At 69.6% G+C, this 16,162-nt stretch carries 16 protein-coding genes and 1 pseudogene; 8 read left to right on the top strand and 9 right to left on the bottom strand.

Going from position 1 to position 16,162, the window contains the following annotated elements:
• The first annotated feature begins 36 nt into the window (after positions 1-36).
• Positions 37-789: a hypothetical protein gene (locus OHO27_RS15580; RefSeq protein WP_328424319.1), complete on the top strand. Its 753-nt coding sequence runs from the start codon at positions 37-39 to the stop codon at positions 787-789.
• Here OHO27_RS15580 and OHO27_RS15575 read toward each other — a convergent pair.
• From OHO27_RS15575 to OHO27_RS15550, 6 genes and pseudogenes are all read right to left on the bottom strand, one after another.
• Positions 781-1,887 (bottom strand): hypothetical protein, encoded by a 1,107-nt coding sequence (locus OHO27_RS15575; RefSeq protein WP_328424317.1) that lies wholly within the window; start codon positions 1,885-1,887, stop codon positions 781-783. The two genes, OHO27_RS15580 and OHO27_RS15575, sit on opposite strands and share 9 nt — an antisense overlap.
• Positions 1,888-2,422: 535 nt before the next feature.
• Positions 2,423-3,184: a succinate dehydrogenase iron-sulfur subunit gene (locus tag OHO27_RS15570; RefSeq protein ID WP_328424315.1), complete on the bottom strand. Its 762-nt coding sequence runs from the start codon at positions 3,182-3,184 to the stop codon at positions 2,423-2,425.
• On the bottom strand, positions 3,184-4,938 hold the full coding sequence (gene sdhA / locus OHO27_RS15565; protein WP_328424313.1) for a succinate dehydrogenase flavoprotein subunit: 1,755 nt from the start codon (positions 4,936-4,938) through the stop codon (positions 3,184-3,186). Before sdhA ends, OHO27_RS15570 begins: the two co-directional genes overlap by 1 nt.
• Positions 4,939-4,960: 22 nt before the next feature.
• Positions 4,961-5,442: pseudogene (locus OHO27_RS15560) on the bottom strand (succinate dehydrogenase hydrophobic membrane anchor subunit).
• Between the two features lie 5 nt (positions 5,443-5,447).
• A complete protein-coding gene (gene sdhC / locus OHO27_RS15555) occupies positions 5,448-5,915 on the bottom strand; it encodes a succinate dehydrogenase, cytochrome b556 subunit (protein WP_443059548.1) in 468 nt (155 codons plus the stop codon).
• A 99-nt stretch (positions 5,916-6,014) separates the two neighbouring features.
• Entirely contained in the window at positions 6,015-6,590 is a 576-nt protein-coding gene (locus OHO27_RS15550) for a 2-oxo-4-hydroxy-4-carboxy-5-ureidoimidazoline decarboxylase (protein WP_328424311.1), read from the bottom strand.
• Positions 6,591-6,815: 225 nt separating this feature from the next.
• Here OHO27_RS15550 and OHO27_RS15545 point away from each other — a divergent pair, with 225 nt between their 5' ends.
• The 3 genes from OHO27_RS15545 to OHO27_RS15535 all read left to right on the top strand — a co-directional run bounded on the left by OHO27_RS15545 (position 6,816) and on the right by OHO27_RS15535 (position 9,760).
• Positions 6,816-8,429, top strand: coding sequence for a beta-N-acetylhexosaminidase (locus OHO27_RS15545; RefSeq protein ID WP_328430450.1), 1,614 nt, complete (start codon positions 6,816-6,818; stop codon positions 8,427-8,429).
• Between the two features lie 89 nt (positions 8,430-8,518).
• The gene (locus OHO27_RS15540; protein WP_328424309.1) at positions 8,519-9,022 is read left to right on the top strand and encodes a hypothetical protein; all 504 of its coding nucleotides are present in this window, start codon (positions 8,519-8,521) and stop codon (positions 9,020-9,022) included.
• Positions 9,023-9,139: 117 nt separating this feature from the next.
• The gene (locus OHO27_RS15535; RefSeq protein WP_328424307.1) at positions 9,140-9,760 is read left to right on the top strand and encodes a hypothetical protein; all 621 of its coding nucleotides are present in this window, start codon (positions 9,140-9,142) and stop codon (positions 9,758-9,760) included.
• Positions 9,761-9,862: 102 nt separating this feature from the next.
• Here OHO27_RS15535 and OHO27_RS15530 read toward each other — a convergent pair whose 3' ends face one another.
• Complete coding sequence (locus OHO27_RS15530; RefSeq protein ID WP_328424305.1) at positions 9,863-10,324, bottom strand: DUF1877 family protein; 462 nt, start codon at positions 10,322-10,324, stop codon at positions 9,863-9,865.
• 166 nt (positions 10,325-10,490) lie between these two features.
• On the opposite strand from OHO27_RS15530, the gene OHO27_RS15525 reads away from it, so the two are divergent.
• Positions 10,491-10,874: a hypothetical protein gene (locus tag OHO27_RS15525; protein WP_328424302.1), complete on the top strand. Its 384-nt coding sequence runs from the start codon at positions 10,491-10,493 to the stop codon at positions 10,872-10,874.
• A gap of 69 nt (positions 10,875-10,943) precedes the next feature.
• On the opposite strand, the gene OHO27_RS15520 is transcribed toward OHO27_RS15525, so the two are convergent.
• On the bottom strand, positions 10,944-11,828 hold the full coding sequence (locus OHO27_RS15520) for a septum formation family protein (protein ID WP_328424300.1): 885 nt from the start codon (positions 11,826-11,828) through the stop codon (positions 10,944-10,946).
• 253 nt (positions 11,829-12,081) lie between these two features.
• Here OHO27_RS15520 and OHO27_RS15515 point away from each other — a divergent pair, with 253 nt between their 5' ends.
• From OHO27_RS15515 to OHO27_RS15505, 3 genes are all read left to right on the top strand, one after another.
• Positions 12,082-12,699 carry an RNA polymerase sigma factor gene (locus OHO27_RS15515; RefSeq protein ID WP_328424298.1) on the top strand — a complete coding sequence of 206 codons (618 nt, stop codon included), beginning with the start codon at positions 12,082-12,084 and terminating at the stop codon, positions 12,697-12,699.
• A gap of 328 nt (positions 12,700-13,027) precedes the next feature.
• The gene (locus OHO27_RS15510) at positions 13,028-13,834 is read left to right on the top strand and encodes a hypothetical protein (protein WP_328424296.1); all 807 of its coding nucleotides are present in this window, start codon (positions 13,028-13,030) and stop codon (positions 13,832-13,834) included.
• 386 nt (positions 13,835-14,220) lie between these two features.
• Positions 14,221-15,735 (top strand): AAA family ATPase, encoded by a 1,515-nt coding sequence (locus OHO27_RS15505; RefSeq protein ID WP_328424294.1) that lies wholly within the window; start codon positions 14,221-14,223, stop codon positions 15,733-15,735.
• Between the two features lie 100 nt (positions 15,736-15,835).
• Here OHO27_RS15505 and OHO27_RS15500 read toward each other — a convergent pair whose 3' ends face one another.
• Positions 15,836-16,078, bottom strand: coding sequence for a hypothetical protein (locus OHO27_RS15500; protein WP_328424292.1), 243 nt, complete (start codon positions 16,076-16,078; stop codon positions 15,836-15,838).
• Positions 16,079-16,162: the final 84 nt, after the last annotated feature.

Below are 16,162 nucleotides of genomic sequence, written 5' to 3'. Positions count from 1 at the left end.
CGGCTACTCTGCCCCCAGATCACGGTAGGGGGAGTCATGAGCCGAGTGCGCATAGCGTTCGGGCTGCTGATCGTGATCGCCGGGACCGCTTGGCTGCTGGGTGGCTTGGACGCGGTCCGCTCCGGCGGGCGTTGGGCATTTGCCGCGCTGCCGTACGCGCTCCTCGGACTCGGACTGCTGGTCCTGCTCCGGGCGGCGGTACCGCGGGGGCTGCTGGCCGCGCCGCTCGCTCTCATTCTGGGCGGTGCCCTGTGGGCCGTGCACGACATCGGCTACCTCGATGGAGGCACGGCCGCGAAGGCCTGGCCGGGGCTTACCATCCTGTTGGGGGCGGCGATCGCGCTGGGCGGGGTCCCCGCTGTCGCCGACGGCGTCAACGACGGCCCGCTGCGGCGCTACCGCAGTGTGGTGCTGCCGGTCCGTCCGGAGCTGGCCGAGCCTTCGACGCCCCTGCGCAGCATCTCCGTCGCCTCGTACCTGGGCGACGTCCATCTGAGGCTCGCCGACGTGCCCTTCCAGCCCGACGCGAGGATGCCCGGCGATCCGACCGCCGAGGTACTCGAGATCGAGGTCACCCTTCTGTTCGGCAGCGTGGCGATCGAAGTGGACCGCCGGTGTGCCGTGGTGAAGGGCAGTGTGGCCAATGCGCCGGCGGTTCAGTTCGCCGACCAGGTGAGGGTCTACGCCACGACGGACATCTACGCCGACGAGGCTCGGTCGGAACTGCCGCGCAGGATCCAGCTGAACGTCGTCGGGCTCGGCGGCACGCTGGCCATCCGGTCACGCTGAACCGGCGCCGTCACCGGCCGGTGGGATCAGGGGCAGGCCGGCCGGGGGCGCGGGTTCCTGCGGGTGGGCGAACTCCTTGGCGCCGAGGCCGCTGTCACTCTCCAGCGTGTGGCTCTCCGTCTTCTGAAGGTAGGTCGTCAGGCGCCGATTCAGGTCGAACTCCTCGGCGGCCGTCTTCGGCAGCGGGTAGCGCATGGCCGCGGTGAGATCGAATCGGTGCAGGTCGAAGACGGTGTTGAACACGATGCCGGTGTAGCCGGCGGTGACCACGGCGCCCCGGTAGGCCAGGACCGACAGAACGGCCGCTGCGACCGGCATCAATGACCACCAGTCCAGCCTGCCGAGCAACGGGATGGTCAGAGCCGACAGCAGGCCGAAGGCGACGCTCAACGAGGCAGTCGCGGCGAGCAGTTCGAGCTGTCGGGCCATGGCCTCGGCCAGCCGCTCGGACACGTACGGGTAGATCCGTGGGTACACGGTCATCGCGTTCAGTCCGTAGCGTCCGCCCGCCATCTCCTCTGCGCGGCGCAGGACGTTGCCCAGGCGTGTGGGCATCAGATGGGTGACGGGCAGGGGATCGCTGCCACGCGGGTCCTTGTCGTCCGGATAGGTCTCGTAGGTCTTCCGGTCCCGTGCCATCGCACGCGCCTGACGTTCCATCCGGCGCTCCTGAGCGGCCAGTTGTGACAGCGACGACGGTGCCTCGGGGAACTCGGGCTGGTCACGCATGGCAAGCGTCAGGCGGGCGAACGCATTGTCCCGCCGCCGCCGGTGCAGCTCGATCGCGGCTCCGCGTAGGTGGGCCAGGGGCGACGGAGCCGACCAGTACCCCTCCAACTGCTGGACGAGGAGACGCTCGAACGGCCGTAGGAGTATGCCGCCGACCAGCGCGGCGAGGGCGAACACGACCGCGGATCCGACGTCCGATCTTCCGGGCAGCACCGCCGACAGGTCCACCGGGCGGCCGAACTCGTACGCGTGGGCCCGGATCAGGGTCACCATCACCGCTGTCACCAGCGCTCCGGGCAGCACGCTCAACAGGCCGAAGCGGGCGCCCCCCATGGCCTTCGTGCCTGCCTTGACCAGGTCACCGAACATCCCGGGAGCCTCCTACGGGCACGCGACCAGGGCCATCGCCCCGTGTCGACGGCGGCAACTCGGACTCCCGGGCCGGTCCAGGCGTTCGGGCGGCCTCCTGCAAGCAAGGCAGGCATAGATGTACTTGCCGGCGGATCGGGTCGGGACGGGAATTCGGCCGTCGACGACCGCAGCCGCCACCGTCGGATGCTGTCCGCTGCAGAAGTCCGTCCTCTCGGACGGCGAGCTGAACGTCTGGGCCGTGCAGCCCGCCTCCTGGCACGCATGGCGGTACACGTTGCTTCCGGGGTTGCCGAACGGTCCGAGGTGGGGGTCGCTCAGCAGCAGCGCGCGCCGCAAGCTCAACAGCTTGACCCATAGCCCCAGTTGACCGACGCGCGCGATCCGTCTCTGCCGCACCCCGCCTCCCCCAGCCCACCGTCACCCGAGTATGACGTGCCGCCCGGCATCGAGCCAGGAGTTCCTCCATACCTGGAGAGCCGAAGGGCCTGCTCCCAAGCGGAGCAGGCCCTTCGAGGACATGACGGAGACGACGTCAGAACCGCCGAGTGATCAGCGCCTTCTTGACCTCCGCGATCGCCTTCGTGACCTCAATGCCGCGCGGGCACGCGTCCGTGCAGTTGAAGGTCGTGCGGCAGCGCCACACGCCGTCCTTGTCGTTGAGGATCTCCAGGCGCTGTTCGCCGGCCTCGTCGCGCGAGTCGAAGATGAAGCGGTGCGCGTTGACGATGGCGGCGGGGCCGAAGTACTGGCCGTCGTTCCAGAAGACCGGGCACGAGGAGGTGCAGGCCGCGCAGAGGATGCACTTCGTCGTGTCGTCGAAGCGCTCGCGCTCCTCCGCCGTCTGGAAACGCTCGCGGGTCGGCTCGTTCGTGTCCTTCGTGATGAGGAAGGGCATGACGTCGCGGTACGCCTGGAAGAACGGCTCCATGTCGACCACGAGGTCCTTCAGGACCGTCAGGCCCTTGATGGGCTCGACCGTGATCGGCTTCTCGGGGTTGATGTCCTTGATCAGCGTCTTGCAGGCGAGGCGGTTCTTGCCGTTGATCCGCATCGCGTCCGAGCCGCAGATGCCGTGGGCGCACGAGCGGCGGAAGGTCAGCGTGCCGTCGACCTCCCACTTGATCTTGTGGAGGCCGTCGAGGACGCGTTCCTTCGGGTCGATCTCCAGCTCGAAGTCTTCCCACACGGCCTCAGCGGAGACTTCCGGGTTGAAGCGGCGGACCCGGAACGTGACCGTGATGTACGGGGAGGCCGTGGACTCCGCCTCGACCTTGTCCATAACGGGGGTTGCCATCAGTACTTACGCTCCATCGGCTGGTAGCGGGTCTGGACGACCGGCTTGTAGTCGAGACGAATGGACTCCGTGCCGTCGTCGCCGACCTCGCGGTACGCCATGGTGTGGCGCATGAAGTTGACGTCGTCGCGGTTCGGGTAGTCCTCGCGGTAGTGACCGCCGCGGGACTCCTTGCGGGCCAGGGCCGAAACCGCCATGACCTCGGCGAGGTCCAGGAGGTTGCCGAGCTCGATGGCCTCCAGCAGGTCCGTGTTGAACCGCTTGCCCTTGTCCTGGATCGAGACGTTCTTGTAGCGCGCGCGCAGCTCCGCGATCTTCTCGACCGCCGTCTTGATCGTCTGCTCGGTGCGGAACACCATGACGTTGGCGTCCATGGTCTCCTGCAGCTCCTTGCGGAGCGTGGCCACGCGCTCGGTGCCATTGGAGGTGCGCAGGCGCTCGACCTGGTCGACCACCAGCTCCGACGGGTTCTCCGGCAGCTCCACGAAGTCCGCCGTCTGGCTGTACTCCGCGGCCGCGATGCCGGCCCGGCGGCCGAAGACGTTGATGTCCAGGAGGCTGTTCGTGCCCAGCCGGTTCGCGCCGTGCACGGACACACAGGCGACCTCGCCGGCCGCGTACAGGCCGGGGACCACCGTGGTGTTGTCCGACAGGACCTCACCCTCGACGTTCGTCGGGATGCCGCCCATGGCGTAGTGCGCGGTGGGCTGGATCGGGATCGGGTCCGTGTACGGCTCGATACCGAGGTACGTGCGCGCGAACTCCGTGATGTCGGGCAGCTTCGCGTCCAGCTGCTCCGGCGGGAGGTGCGTGAGGTCCAGGTAGACGTGGTCGCCCTCGGGACCGCAGCCGCGGCCCTCGCGGATCTCCGTGTAGATGGAGCGCGAGACGACGTCACGGGACGCGAGGTCCTTCATGACCGGCGCGTACTTCTCCATGAAGCGCTCGCCGTCCTTGTTGCGGAGGATGCCGCCCTCACCGCGGGCGCCCTCCGTCAGCAGGATGCCCATGCGCCAGATGCCGGTCGGGTGGAACTGGAAGAACTCCATGTCCTCCAGCGGCAGACCCCGGCGGTACACGGCCGCCTGGCCGTCACCCGTCAGCGTGTGCGCGTTCGACGTCACCTTGAAGAACTTGCCGGTGCCGCCGGACGCGTAGATCACGGCCTTCGCCTGGAAGACGTGGATCTCGCCGGTCGCCAGTTCGTAGGCGACCACACCGGCGGACCTCTTGACGCCGTCCACCTCGGTGATCAGCTGGTCGAGGACGTAGAACTCGTTGAAGAACTCCACGCCGTGCTTGACGCAGTTCTGGTACAGCGTCTGGAGGATCATGTGGCCGGTGCGGTCGGCCGCGTAGCAGGACCGGCGGACCGGGGCCTCGCCGTGGTTACGGCTGTGACCGCCGAAGCGGCGCTGGTCGATGGTGCCGTTCGGGGTGCGGTTGAACGGCAGGCCCATCTTCTCCAGGTCGAGGACCGAGTCGATGGCTTCCTTCGCCAGGATCTCTGCGGCGTCCTGGTCGACCAGGTAGTCACCGCCCTTGACCGTGTCGAAGGTGTGCCACTCCCAGTTGTCCTCCTCCACGTTGGCGAGCGCGGCGGCCATGCCGCCCTGCGCGGCGCCCGTGTGGGAGCGGGTGGGGTACAGCTTGGTCAGCACGGCGGTGCGGCTGCGCTTCGTGGACTCGATGGCCGCGCGCATGCCCGCGCCACCGGCGCCGACGATGACGGTGTCGTACTTGTGGATCTTCATGGTGGTTGCCTCAGCCCCGTGCCTAGCGGATGTTCGGGTCGAAGGTGAAGATCACCAGCGTGCCCAGCAGGATGGTGAACACCGTGGCGGTGTAGAGCAGGCCCTTCAGCCACAGCCGGGTGTTCGCGCGCTCCGCGTAGTCGTTGATGACCGTGCGCAGGCCGTTGGCGCCGTGCAGCATCGCGAGCCACAGCATCAGCAGGTCCCAGGCCTGCCAGAACGGGGACGCCCAGCGGCCCGCGACGAACGCGAAGCCGATCTTGGACACGCCGCCGTCCAGCACGAGCTGGATCAGCAGGTGGCCGATGACCAGGACGACCAGCACGACGCCGGACAGGCGCATGAACAGCCAGGCCGCCATCTCGAAGTTGCCCCGCGTGGACTTCGGGGTCTTCTTGGTGCGCTGGCGCGGTGCCTCGATGTAGGGGCCGGGTTGTCGACGTTGTAGAGGGACTCGCCCTCGACCGGGCCGATACCGGTGGCGGTCTTGTCAGTGGTGGACATGCGCGTCAGCTCCCGAACAGTTCACGAGCGGCGTGGCCGAGGACGGGGTAGATCGCCCCGAGCATCAGCACGGCCCACAGGCCGACGACGGACCAGAGCATCTGCTTCTGGTAGCGGGGGCCCTTCGACCAGAAGTCGACGGCGATGACGCGCAGTCCGTTGAGTGCGTGGAAGAGGATGGCGGCGACGAGGCCGTACTCCAGCAGCGCGACGATCGGTGTCTTGTACGTGGCTACGACCTTGTCGTAGTCCTCGGGAGAGACACGGACGAGAGCGGTGTCCAGCACGTGAACGAACAGGAAGAAGAAAATGAGGACGCCGGTGACTCGATGAGCCACCCAGGACCACATTCCTTCCCGGCCGCGGTACAGCGTTCCAGCCGGCACGGAAGTCCTCCGGGAGCGGGGATTGGGGCCAGCCGGCTTGTGCTGTCGGTCGGGCCCGGCCGGGTACGGTCCACCGGCCCTCGGCATCGTATCCACGGTCGCCTGCGGTGCTGAGCGGGGGGCTGGGTATGTGATCAAAGTGGCACGCGGATGGGGGATTGGCGGCTAACGGAGTGGTCTGGCCGGTTATCCACCGGATGCGGGCTCGTTGTGGCTGGTCGCGCAGTCCCCCGCGCCCCTCAGAACCTCCACCAAGCGTCCCCTTGCAAGGCGGCGGAGTTCCTCTGCCGCCACGACCCGCTCTTCTTCCGGATCGTTTGTCAATCGTGACCGGATACCGGCCAGGGCTTGGTCGAGGGCCTCGTTCGGGGGGAGACCGTCCACGCAGATGACGAACGCGTGTCCGAACCTGGCCTCGTAGGCGGCGCTCGCGGCGCTCAGTGCCGTGTGGGCCGCGCCGTATACGTCCGTCGGCAGCACGGGCAACGTTTCTCCGGCCAGCGCCTGAGCCAGATCGCCCGGCATCAGGTCGTACGCGGCCTCGTCCGAAGCCGCCAGCAGGGACTCGACGTCGGGATACGGGCGGTGGTCGGCGAGGCGGTCGGCCCAGCGGGGGCTGTGCAGACAGGTCAGGAGGGTGCGCCGGACCGCGTCGGCAGGGGCAGCGTTGAACGCCTCCAGCGCGTCCGGGGACGGTGGAGTGCGGGTCTGCTCGGGCAGCGACGGTATGGCGACTCGGCCAGGAAGGTGTGTGGGCGTCACGTGGTTTCGACAGAGGATTCTGGGGGAGGAGTGGCGCCACGTTACCGAGTGTGGACGTGAGGTGTCCGACGGATGCCCGAATTTCAGTCGAACGGGAGAGTTTCGGAACGCTCGCTGGACGGCCGTCGGACGGCGGGCTGAGCCCATAGGGCCTAGGTTGGCGATGTGATCCAGCACAAGCACAGGCGCCGGGCATCGGCCAGGAGGGCGCTGAAGCAGACCTGGGTGCTGATCGTCGCGGTGGTCCTCGTGACGGTCGGGGCCGGGGTGGGTGTCGGACTCCTGGCCACCGGCGACGACGGATCGTCCGCCCGGTCGGAGCAGCGGCGGTCGGGGCCGGGGACCGGCGAGGCCGCCTCGCCCTCCGCTCCGAGAGGGGCGACGACTCCGACTCCTTCGCCCACCCGGTCGTACCCGCTCTCGAAGGCTCCGCGCACCATCCCGGCCGTGACCTCCCACACCGCCGCCCGTGGGCCCGGCTGGCGCCCCGCGCAGGGCGAGCGGGTCGTCGTGAGCGACGCGGCCCTCGCCGACGAGGGCCGGCTCATCGCCGGTGAGCTGGGGCTCAAGTACGCCGGCGAGAAGGACGACGTGCGGGCCGGGGACGTGCGGCTGGCCCTGAACGACGACGAGGGTGCGGACCCGGAGTCGTACGCCATGACCGTGCGCGGCGGGCGGGTGACCATCAGCGGGCCCGGTGAGGCGGGGGTCTTCTACGGGACCCGGACGCTCAAGCAGGAGGTCCATGGCGGGGGTACGGCGCCGGAGGGTGTCGTGCGGGACGAGCCCGCCAAGCCGGTGCGCGGGTTCATGCTCGACATGGCGCGCAAGCACTTCACCGCGGACTGGATCGAGGACCGGGTACGGGAGCTCGGCGACCTGAAGTACAACCAGCTGGGGCTGCACTTCTCCGACGACCAGGGATTCCGGATCGAGTCCACGTCGCATCCCGAGATCGTGTCCCAGGAGCATCTGACCAAGGCCCAGGTCCAGAAGATCGTCAAACTGGCCCAGAGCCGGCACATCCAGATCGTGCCCGAGATCGACTCGCCGGGGCATCTGGGCGCCGTCATCGCCGCGCACCCCGATCTTCAGCTGCGCAATGTCAACGGAGTGGCGACCCGGGGCGCCATCGACATCTCCAAGCCCGAGTCCGCCGAGATCGTCGACGATCTGCTCAACGAGTACGTGGGCCTCTTCCCCGGCAGCCAGTGGCACCTCGGTGGCGACGAGTACCAGGCGCTGGTCGTCTCCGACCCCCAGGCGTCCTACCCGCAGCTCGCCGCCGCCGCCCGGGAGGCCTACGGCTCCGGGGGCACCGTCGCCGACCTCGCCACCGGATGGCTCAACGACCGCGCCGACACCGTCCGCGCCCACGACCGCACCCCCCGGGCGTGGAACGACGGGTTCTTCCGGGACACCTCCGTCCAGCCGGACAAGGACATCCAGGTGGCGTACTGGACGGGCAAGGAGATCGGCGCCCGGGCGCCGGTGGAGTACCTGAGTACCGGTCGCAAGGTCATCAACTACAACGACGAGTTCCTCTACTACGTGCTCGGGGAGCCGCAGACCTTCGTCTACCCGACGGGGCAGCGGATCTACGAGCAGTGGACGCCGCTGGTCCTGCGCGGCACGACGGCCGTCCCCGCCAAGTACAACGGCCAGATCCTGGGCGCGTCCTTCGCCGTGTGGTGCGACCTGGCGAACGCGCAGACGCAGGCCCAGGTCGCGGCCGGGATCCGGATGCCGCTGCGGGCGATGGTGCAGAAGGTGTGGGACGCGGGTGAGCCGGAACTGTCCTGGGCCGAGTTCACGGCGCTCGCCGACCGGCTGGGCTGAGCCCCGGATTGGCGGATACGGCTGCGAACCCCCGTGCGACTGTGGTGTATTCGGCCCGAGCCGTGCCGAACAGCCAGGGGGAACCGAAAATGGGGTACTGGGGGTACTTCGTCGTGGGCCGCGGGGAGCGGCCGCTGGCGGAGCTGGACGCGCTGGCGGGCGCCGAGGGGATGACCCTGCGGGCCCAGGCGCCCGGCGGGTGGCAGGTGTGGGAGTACCCGAGCAGCGGCGCTGACGTCGGGAGCATGAACGCCCTGGCCCTGGAGACCGGGGCGCCCGCGCTCTTCGGGTACGTCATGGACAGCGACTGCGTGGTGGTGGAGGCGGCGGCGCCGGAGAGCGGGGCGTGGACGACCTGTCTCGCGCGCGGCGCGATGGCCGGGTACCTCGGCGCCGGAAGCGAGGGGCTCACGCTCGAGGACTACTTCCTCGAACCCCCCGACGCCGCCGAGCGGGCCGTCGCCTGGGCCGCCGAGGCGGGGCACGAAGTGAACGCCGAGTCGCTCGTCGCCGTACTCACCGCTGATGCGGACCCTTTGGCCGAAAACCTCTTCTTCCGGTTGCTCGACCGGCTCGGCGTCGTGCCGCTGTGACACTCCCGGGCCGTTGCACGCAGTAAGGGGAAGTGCGGGCTCCGTAAAGGACGGGGCTCGCCAGGGTTCTGTGCGGGGACCCCGACCCTCAGGAATGACCCGCTTAGGGAGGCGTGGATGAGCCTGGTGGAATTGATCGCTCAGGCCGACGAACGCGGACTGGCCGCCAGCGGGTTGGCTTGTTTGGATCGGTGCGTGCCGCTGCTCGGCGGTGACGACGAGGTGCTGCGGCCGCTGTGGGCGAACCTCGCGGACGGCGGGGACTCCGCCGGGTGGGGTGAACTGCTGGAGCAGGTACGCGCGAAGCTGGGCGTCGCCGACGTCATGGACGACGCGGACGTCGAGGACGAAGCCGCCCTGCTCGCCCGGCGGATGCTGGCCGCGGCCCCGGCCGTACGGTCCGCCGCCGAGGCACGGATCTGGGCCGACGCCTGCTCCGTCGCCTCGCTGCAGATCCACCGGCTCCTCGACCCCGCGGAGGACGACGCGTTCTCGGCCGACGCCCTCCCCGAGGCGATCGGCTCGGCCCGCGCGGAGAGAACCTCCGCCTCCGCCGAGGGCCGTACGCAGGGCATGTCGCCGCTCGTCGCCGCCGAACTGCGCCGCCAGATCAGCGTCCTGGAGATCCTGGCCGGGCATGGCGCGAACGGGTTGCGCCGGGCGCTGGAGGTGTCGACGGAGGGGCGGCGGGTGTTGCGGGCGGTGGTTTCCCGGCGTGCGCGGACGCTCCGCGGATAGCTCCGCGGGGGGTTGTCGGGCGGGTGCTGGTGCTGGTGCTGGTGCGTGGGGGCTTGGCGCGCAGTTCCCCGCGCCCCTTGGGGCGTTGCAGGGCTCTTGTCTTCATCGCAGCAGGCACTTCACCACCGCGTCGCCGTGGTCCGCGGTTCGGGTGTAGAACGCCGTCAGGTCGCGGTGGGCCGCCGCGAGGATGGTGCGCACTTCCGGTTCGGGAGGAGCTGTGGTCTGCAGTGGGCGCCACAGTGCCTCGAAGTCGGCCGACCCGAGGTAGTCGGCCACGCGGGTGACCTGTGCCGCGGTGAGGATCAGGAACGGCGGGTGTTCCGGCATCGGGTGCTTCACCGGCCGGCCGCCCAGGACCACGTCGGCCCGCGGCCCGTCCTGCGCCTGCCCCGCGTAGAGGGCGTGCTGCTCGGCGTACCGCTGGTCCAGCAGCTCGTCACGGTGCCGGTCGAGCCGTCGTCGCAGGGTGTCCCAGTCGTCCTCGAACAGGCGCTGGAACCAGGTTGCGCTGTTGCGCAGTGCCGAGGGCGGCACCGCTCGGAGATGGAAGTACGGACTCATCAGTGACTGGAGCGCACGGGAGCGGCCAAGCGTCACTCCCGCGTAAACCTGCTTCCTGGGGGAGTCCTGTGACTGTGCCGGGAGCGAGGTGGGGCGGTCCTGCACCGGTTCCGGGAAGTCGCCGGATCCGGGTGACGAATCCCAGTTCAGGCACGCTTTCCAGGGTGTGACGACTCAGCAGGAGACTAGGCCCGCAGCCGCTACCAAGCCGGTGCGGTGGGCGGCGGACGCGGTGGCGACGATGCGCGAGGGAGCGCGGCTGCGACTCGACTACTCGGCGCAGAGCCTGTGGCGGGTCGACCGGATGATCGAGGAGCTGCGCCGGGAACGGACGCCGTACGCCGCCGTGGAGAACACGCTGCGCGGGCTCGGCGCGTACGCCGGTGAGGTGATCGCCCGTCAGACCGGCGCCGAGTGGTGGGCGACGGGCGGCGACCACTGGATCCGTACGCCCGACGGGCGGCTGTGGGATCCGGTCGACGAGGCGCGGCGGTGCTTCGCGGGCGACGGGTCGCTGCGGCTGCTGTGCCGGGACGCCGTACAGCGGTAGGCGACGGAGTGGAGATGGCCCGGCCGGGCTCCGTGCGGGGGCGGGGTCCCGGCCGGGTCCGAGGGAGCGTCAGCTCGCCCAGACCTCCGCCTCGTCGGCCGGGACGGTGGTGGCCAGGCCCAGTTCCTTGCGGGCGGCGACCGTCTTGTTCGGGTCGATGCCGGTGAAGGCCGAGTCGTAGGCGATGTAGAACGTGTCCGTGTCGGCGGCGTTCGCGGCCTTCTTCCACTGCTCGGCCGTCTTCGTCAGGTCCGCGCGGAGCTTGCCGACCTCCGTGCCGTCGACGTCCTTCAGGCCCTTCACGTGCGTGTCGAGGGCGGCCGCCACGGCCTTGGCCTGCGCCTTGTAGCCGGCGAAGTCCGCCTCGACGGAGTCCTTCTCGGACTGGTTGGTCCACAGCGCCTCGTAGACGGCGTTCGAACCGTTCAGGTACGCGGTCTGCCCGGGCTTCAGGGACTTCGCGTTCAGCGCGCCGGTGAACGTGCCCGAGTCCTTGGTGTAGCTGCAGCTCACGGCGCGGTCGCCGGTCGCCCAGCTCTCCTGGGTCGGGGTGTAGTGGAGAAGGGCCACACCCTTCGGGAGCGCCCAGGTGTCGGGGGCGAACTTCCCGGCCTCGACCGGGCATCGCTCGTCGGCGATGGCGGCGACCGCGTCGGTGCCGGGGTACTTCGACCCTTCTTCGATCTTGAAGTCGCCGACGACCTGACCCGTGTGCGCCTCGGCGCAGGGCACGATCTCGACGAGGATCTCCGTGCCTTCGCCCTTGTTGTTCGGGTTGTAGCAGTCCCCGACGTTCAGCGAGAACACCGATCTCTGGCGGGCCACCTTCTTCGCGCCGTCCTTGGCACTGTCGACGGCATCCGAGACGTCCGAGCATCCCACCGCGCCGATCGCGAGCAGGGCGACGACGGGGGATATGGCGCGAAGGGTGCGAAATGGACTGCGAACTGACATGACGTTACATCCCTTTATATGAACTTTATACGGATCGCGCCGCATCGTATGCCATCCCTGTGAGGGGGCTGTGTGCAGGTCGCGGCGTCTCTGACTCCCGATGCGCGGCAATGGTTGTAGCGTCCGGCCGCGGCTACGGCCCCTGTGACACTTCTGTGAGGCCGGGCGCTGTTGACCGTGGAGGGGCGTGGGAAAGGGTGGCCGCACCGCGGGGTGCGAATCCGCCGCGAACCGGTACGGACGAGGACAGTTCTTGGGCCAGGGAGGGGAACCCCGCCGCAGGCACGCGCATGACGGGGAGTTGAGCGCGGCCGTCGCGCGGGCTCAGGAAGGTGACGAGGCCGCCTTCGCGGTCGCGTACCGGCTGGTGCACCCGGGACTGCTCGGGTACCTGCGCGGGCTGGTCGGGGACGACGCGGAGGACGTGGCGTCCGACGCCTGGCTGGAGATCGCCCGGGACCTCGGCCGGTTCAGGGGCGACGGTGCCGGATTCCGGGGCTGGACGGCGACCATCGGCCGGCACCGGGCGCTGGACCATCTGCGCCGGCAGAAGGTTCGCCCCCGGGCGTCGGCGCTGGAGCACGACGTACTGGACCTGCCCGCTCCGCAGAACACGCACGACCAGGCCCTGGAGTCGATCTCCACCGAGCACGCCCTGCAGCTGGTCCGCGGGCTGCCGAAGGACCAGGCCGAGGCCGTACTGCTCCGGGTCGTCGTCGGCCTCGACGGCCCCGCCGCCGCACGCGTCCTCGGCAAGCGCCCGGGCGCGGTCCGCACGGCCGCCTACCGGGGGCTGAAGCGCCTGGCGGAGCAGCTGGGCGTCGCAGGTGTGACGGATGACGGCCCTCGGACGCTGGGGGAATCGAAATGAACAGTGAGGGTGTCGGCGGCTGACAGGCGGCGCTGCGGCGCATCGCGCATCGGTACTACGGCTATACGGCTCTACGGCTATACGGCGCCTGGTCGCCACGGCGCTTCGATGAGGCGAGGTGGCGTGCGCGGTGAGTGGTACGGGGCGCGGCGGACGTACAGGCTCTGTGAGCTCGTGATTCACAGCGGTCACGAACGTAACGACTGTCACATCAGGCGCATGGGCCGCAGCGGTCACGTGGGCGTCGGCCACACAGGTCGCAGCGGTTGTGCAGCCGAAGGGCGGCACAGGCCAACCAAGCAGGTCGGACAGGGACGGGAAGACGGACATGGGTGAACGGCAGAGCGGCGGCGGACAACCCGGCCGTCGGCGTGCGCACCCTGACGACAGGGCCTCGGGTCATGCGTCCGGCCCGGCCGTGGCCCTCGACGACGCCGAACTGGAGGCGCTGCTCTTCGCCGCCGTACTGCGCGGGCACCCATGGGACACCGAGGGTGAGCAGCGTGCCGTGGCCGCCTTCCGGGCCGCCCGGGCCGCGGGGGAGCACCGGGCACGCACCCGGCGCCGGGACGACTGGCGGCCGCGCGAGCCGCGCCGCCTGCCGCTGTCGGTGAAGTCCGCGCTCTCCCTGTTCGTCGCGAGTCTCGCCCTGGGCGGCGTGGCAGTCGCCGCGATCGGCTCGTCCGGCTCGTCGGAGGGCGCCGGCGACGACCGGGCCAGGCCCACCTCGTCGGCCGGTTCCCCCGGCCGGCCGACCGCCGCGCACCCCTCCGCGGCGTCCGGCGCCGCCTCCGCCAAGCCCAGCCACCCGCCCACCGCCCAGGACACCGAAGCCAGGTGCCGCGCGTACGACCAGGTCGAGGGCCGCGGCAAGGCCCTGGACTCGACGGCCTGGCAGCGGCTCGTCGCGGCGGCGGGCGGTGCGGACAAGGTGGCCGCGTACTGCGCCGAGCAGTTGGCGGGGGCGAAGAGGGGGTCGGCGAGCGGGCCGACGAGCGGGCCCACCAACGGGCCGGCGAAAAGGCCCACGAACGGGCCGGCGAAAAGGCCCACGAACGGACCGGCGAACGGGCCCATCAACGGGCCCACGAACAAGGCCGACGGGGCGGCCACCCCTGGTCCGCCTGGGCCATGAAGGGCATGGAGGGCGCTCTCGCCGCCGTCGCGCGGGCGGTGGCGGCGTTCCTGATGACAGATGGGGCGAGCTCATGCTTCAGACAGACGCTCTGCTGCGCGAGACGACCGGGGCCGCCACCCCTGGCCCGACAGAAGCAGAAATGGCCTCTGACCAGGCGTTTTGCGGTCCGGTCGTAAGTTTGCGCTTCCTGTCCAGACCGGCCCTCATCTAGGTGTTTCTGGCTGTTCCTGACCGCTACTGGTCACGCGCTGGTCACGTATCCAATCCTTGGCTCGGTCGGTGAAGGTGGTGTGCGAGGTGGGTGCAGGGAGAATTTGAGTACGACGAATTCTGTCGAAGTAGACTTAGACAGAAACAGTCGTGGTCGAGGTGTAGGAGGGCGAGTGACGAAGAGCCTGCCGGCCAAGCTGGCCAAGCCGGACGACGTGGTCGACCGGGACCGGGAGTGGGGTCTGCTCGCGGAGTTCCTCACCGACCCGGATCCGGCGATGCGGCTCGGCATCGTGTCGGGGCGGCGGCGGCATGGGAAGTCGTACCTTCTGCAGGCCCTGTCCGAGCAGGTCGGCGGCCTGTACGTCACAGCGGTCCGGGAGGAGGGACGGCTGCCCGCGATCCAGCGGTTCAGTGATGCGGTAGCCACTCACGCCGGCCTGCGGCCAGGGAGCCTGCGTCTGACCGGCTGGCGTGATGTTCTGTCCAACGCCCTTGACGTGACCGCCCGTTCGGCTCACCCGCTCCTGGTGATCGACGAGTTGCCGTACTTGCTCCAGCACTCGCCTGAAATCCCGGGGCTGTTGCAGCAGCTCTACGACGAGCGCCAGCGCGGCGCGTGGCCCGGTGCCGGGCCGGGTCCGCGGCTGATCCTGTGCGGCTCGGCGATGAGCGTCATGCATGAGCTGCTCTCGGGGACCAAGCCGCTGCGGGGACGTGCCGTGGTCGATCTACGGCTGGGTGCCTTCGACTACCGGGACAGCCGGACCTTCTGGCAGATCGCCGACCCACTGACCGCACTGAAGGTGCACGCGGTCCTGGGCGGCGCCCCGGGCTACCGACCGGTGGCTGCCCGGCCGCATCCGGACGACGGCTTCGACACCTGGCTCACCCGGACACTGCTCGACCCGGGGCGGGCGGTGTACTCGCGTACCGAGACCGAGTACCTGCTGCGCGAGGACCCGAGGATCACACAGCACACGCTGTACTACGACATCCTCACCGCGATCGCGAATGGTGCCACCACCCCGAGCAAGATCGGTGCGGCCCTGGAACGTCCGCGCAACGCGGTTGCCCACCCGCTCGGAGTCCTGGAATCCACTGGCTACATCCGGCGGGAACAGGACATCCTGCGCTCCAAGCACCCCGTCATCACCCTTGCCGACCCCGTCATCCGCTTCAATCAGCTCGTCACCCTCCCGCAGGCCGCCGCCGTGGAGCAGGGCTTCGCCGAGCAGGTGTGGCAGCAGGCCGCTCCGACCTTCAACTCCAAGATCCTCGGGCCGCACTTCGAGGACCTGGCCCGCGATTTCACCCGCCGCTACGCGCATACCCTGTTGCCCGGTGGACTGCCCGGCCCGGTCGGCACCACCGAGGTCGCGGACCAGGCCGCCCGGACGAAGCACGAGGTCGATGTCATCGCTCTTGCTGCCGGTGAGCGCCCGCAAGCCCCTCGGGCGAGGATCGCGCTGCTGGGCGAGGCCAAGGCGACGGCCGCCCGCCGTGGGACCGGTGACCTGGAGCGCCTGGAACGTATCCGTGCCTTGCTCGCTGACCAGGGGTATGACACCACTGCCTCCACCCTGGCTCTGTACTCCCTGCACGGCTTCTACCCCGACTTGGTCGACCTGGCCGATCGCCGGGACGACCTCCTCTTGGTCGATCTCCCCGCCCTCTACGGCAGCTGACGCCACGAGCGATCACTCTTCGAACGAGGCGCGTAGCGGGCGGCTGGAGGTGTAGCCAACCAGGGGCCGTCGTAGCGAGTCCGAGTGGTGCCGTGTCGGCTCATAGGGCTTGCTGTCGCTTCTGCGGATGGATGACGCCAGAGGCGAACCAGGCGCGTGCGGTGGCTTCTGCCTCTTCGGGTAGATCGTCGAGGAAGACCACAGCCAGGCCGTGTCGGGCTCGTGAGCAACTGACGTAGAAGAGGTTGCGCGAGCGCTGGGAGCGGTCCGCGGAGTCGGTACCCGCGAGCATTTTACTGATGCTGGACATGTTCCAGAGGCGGTCGTCGATGACGACGACCACATTTTCGAACTCATCACCCTTGACACCGTGTTGGGTCGAGAACGGCGTCGGGCCTTCCCCGTGAAGGTGGGCACGCGGTTATTG

It is taken from the genome of Streptomyces sp. NBC_00443 (assembly GCF_036014175.1).
In the GTDB taxonomy this organism is placed as follows: domain Bacteria; phylum Actinomycetota; class Actinomycetes; order Streptomycetales; family Streptomycetaceae; genus Streptomyces.
Note: the sequence above shows the minus strand (reverse complement) of the source record. Positions and strands in the feature narration are given on the sequence as shown.

What these genes read in the sequence shown, in the direction of transcription:
- OHO27_RS15580 (WP_328424319.1), top strand. Translation starts at nt 37, where the DNA reads ATGAGCCGAGTGCGCATAGCGTTCGGGCTGCTGATCGTGATCGCCGGG.
- OHO27_RS15575 (WP_328424317.1), bottom strand. Translation starts at nt 1,887, where the DNA reads ATGTTCGGTGACCTGGTCAAGGCAGGCACGAAGGCCATGGGGGGCGCC.
- OHO27_RS15570 (WP_328424315.1), bottom strand. Translation starts at nt 3,184, where the DNA reads ATGGCAACCCCCGTTATGGACAAGGTCGAGGCGGAGTCCACGGCCTCC.
- sdhA (WP_328424313.1), bottom strand. Translation starts at nt 4,938, where the DNA reads ATGAAGATCCACAAGTACGACACCGTCATCGTCGGCGCCGGTGGCGCG.
- sdhC (WP_443059548.1), bottom strand. Translation starts at nt 5,915, where the DNA reads ATGCCGAGGGCCGGTGGACCGTACCCGGCCGGGCCCGACCGACAGCAC.
- OHO27_RS15540 (WP_328424309.1), top strand. Translation starts at nt 8,519, where the DNA reads ATGGGGTACTGGGGGTACTTCGTCGTGGGCCGCGGGGAGCGGCCGCTG.
- OHO27_RS15535 (WP_328424307.1), top strand. Translation starts at nt 9,140, where the DNA reads ATGAGCCTGGTGGAATTGATCGCTCAGGCCGACGAACGCGGACTGGCC.
- OHO27_RS15530 (WP_328424305.1), bottom strand. Translation starts at nt 10,324, where the DNA reads ATGAGTCCGTACTTCCATCTCCGAGCGGTGCCGCCCTCGGCACTGCGC.
- OHO27_RS15520 (WP_328424300.1), bottom strand. Translation starts at nt 11,828, where the DNA reads ATGTCAGTTCGCAGTCCATTTCGCACCCTTCGCGCCATATCCCCCGTC.
- OHO27_RS15510 (WP_328424296.1), top strand. Translation starts at nt 13,028, where the DNA reads ATGGGTGAACGGCAGAGCGGCGGCGGACAACCCGGCCGTCGGCGTGCG.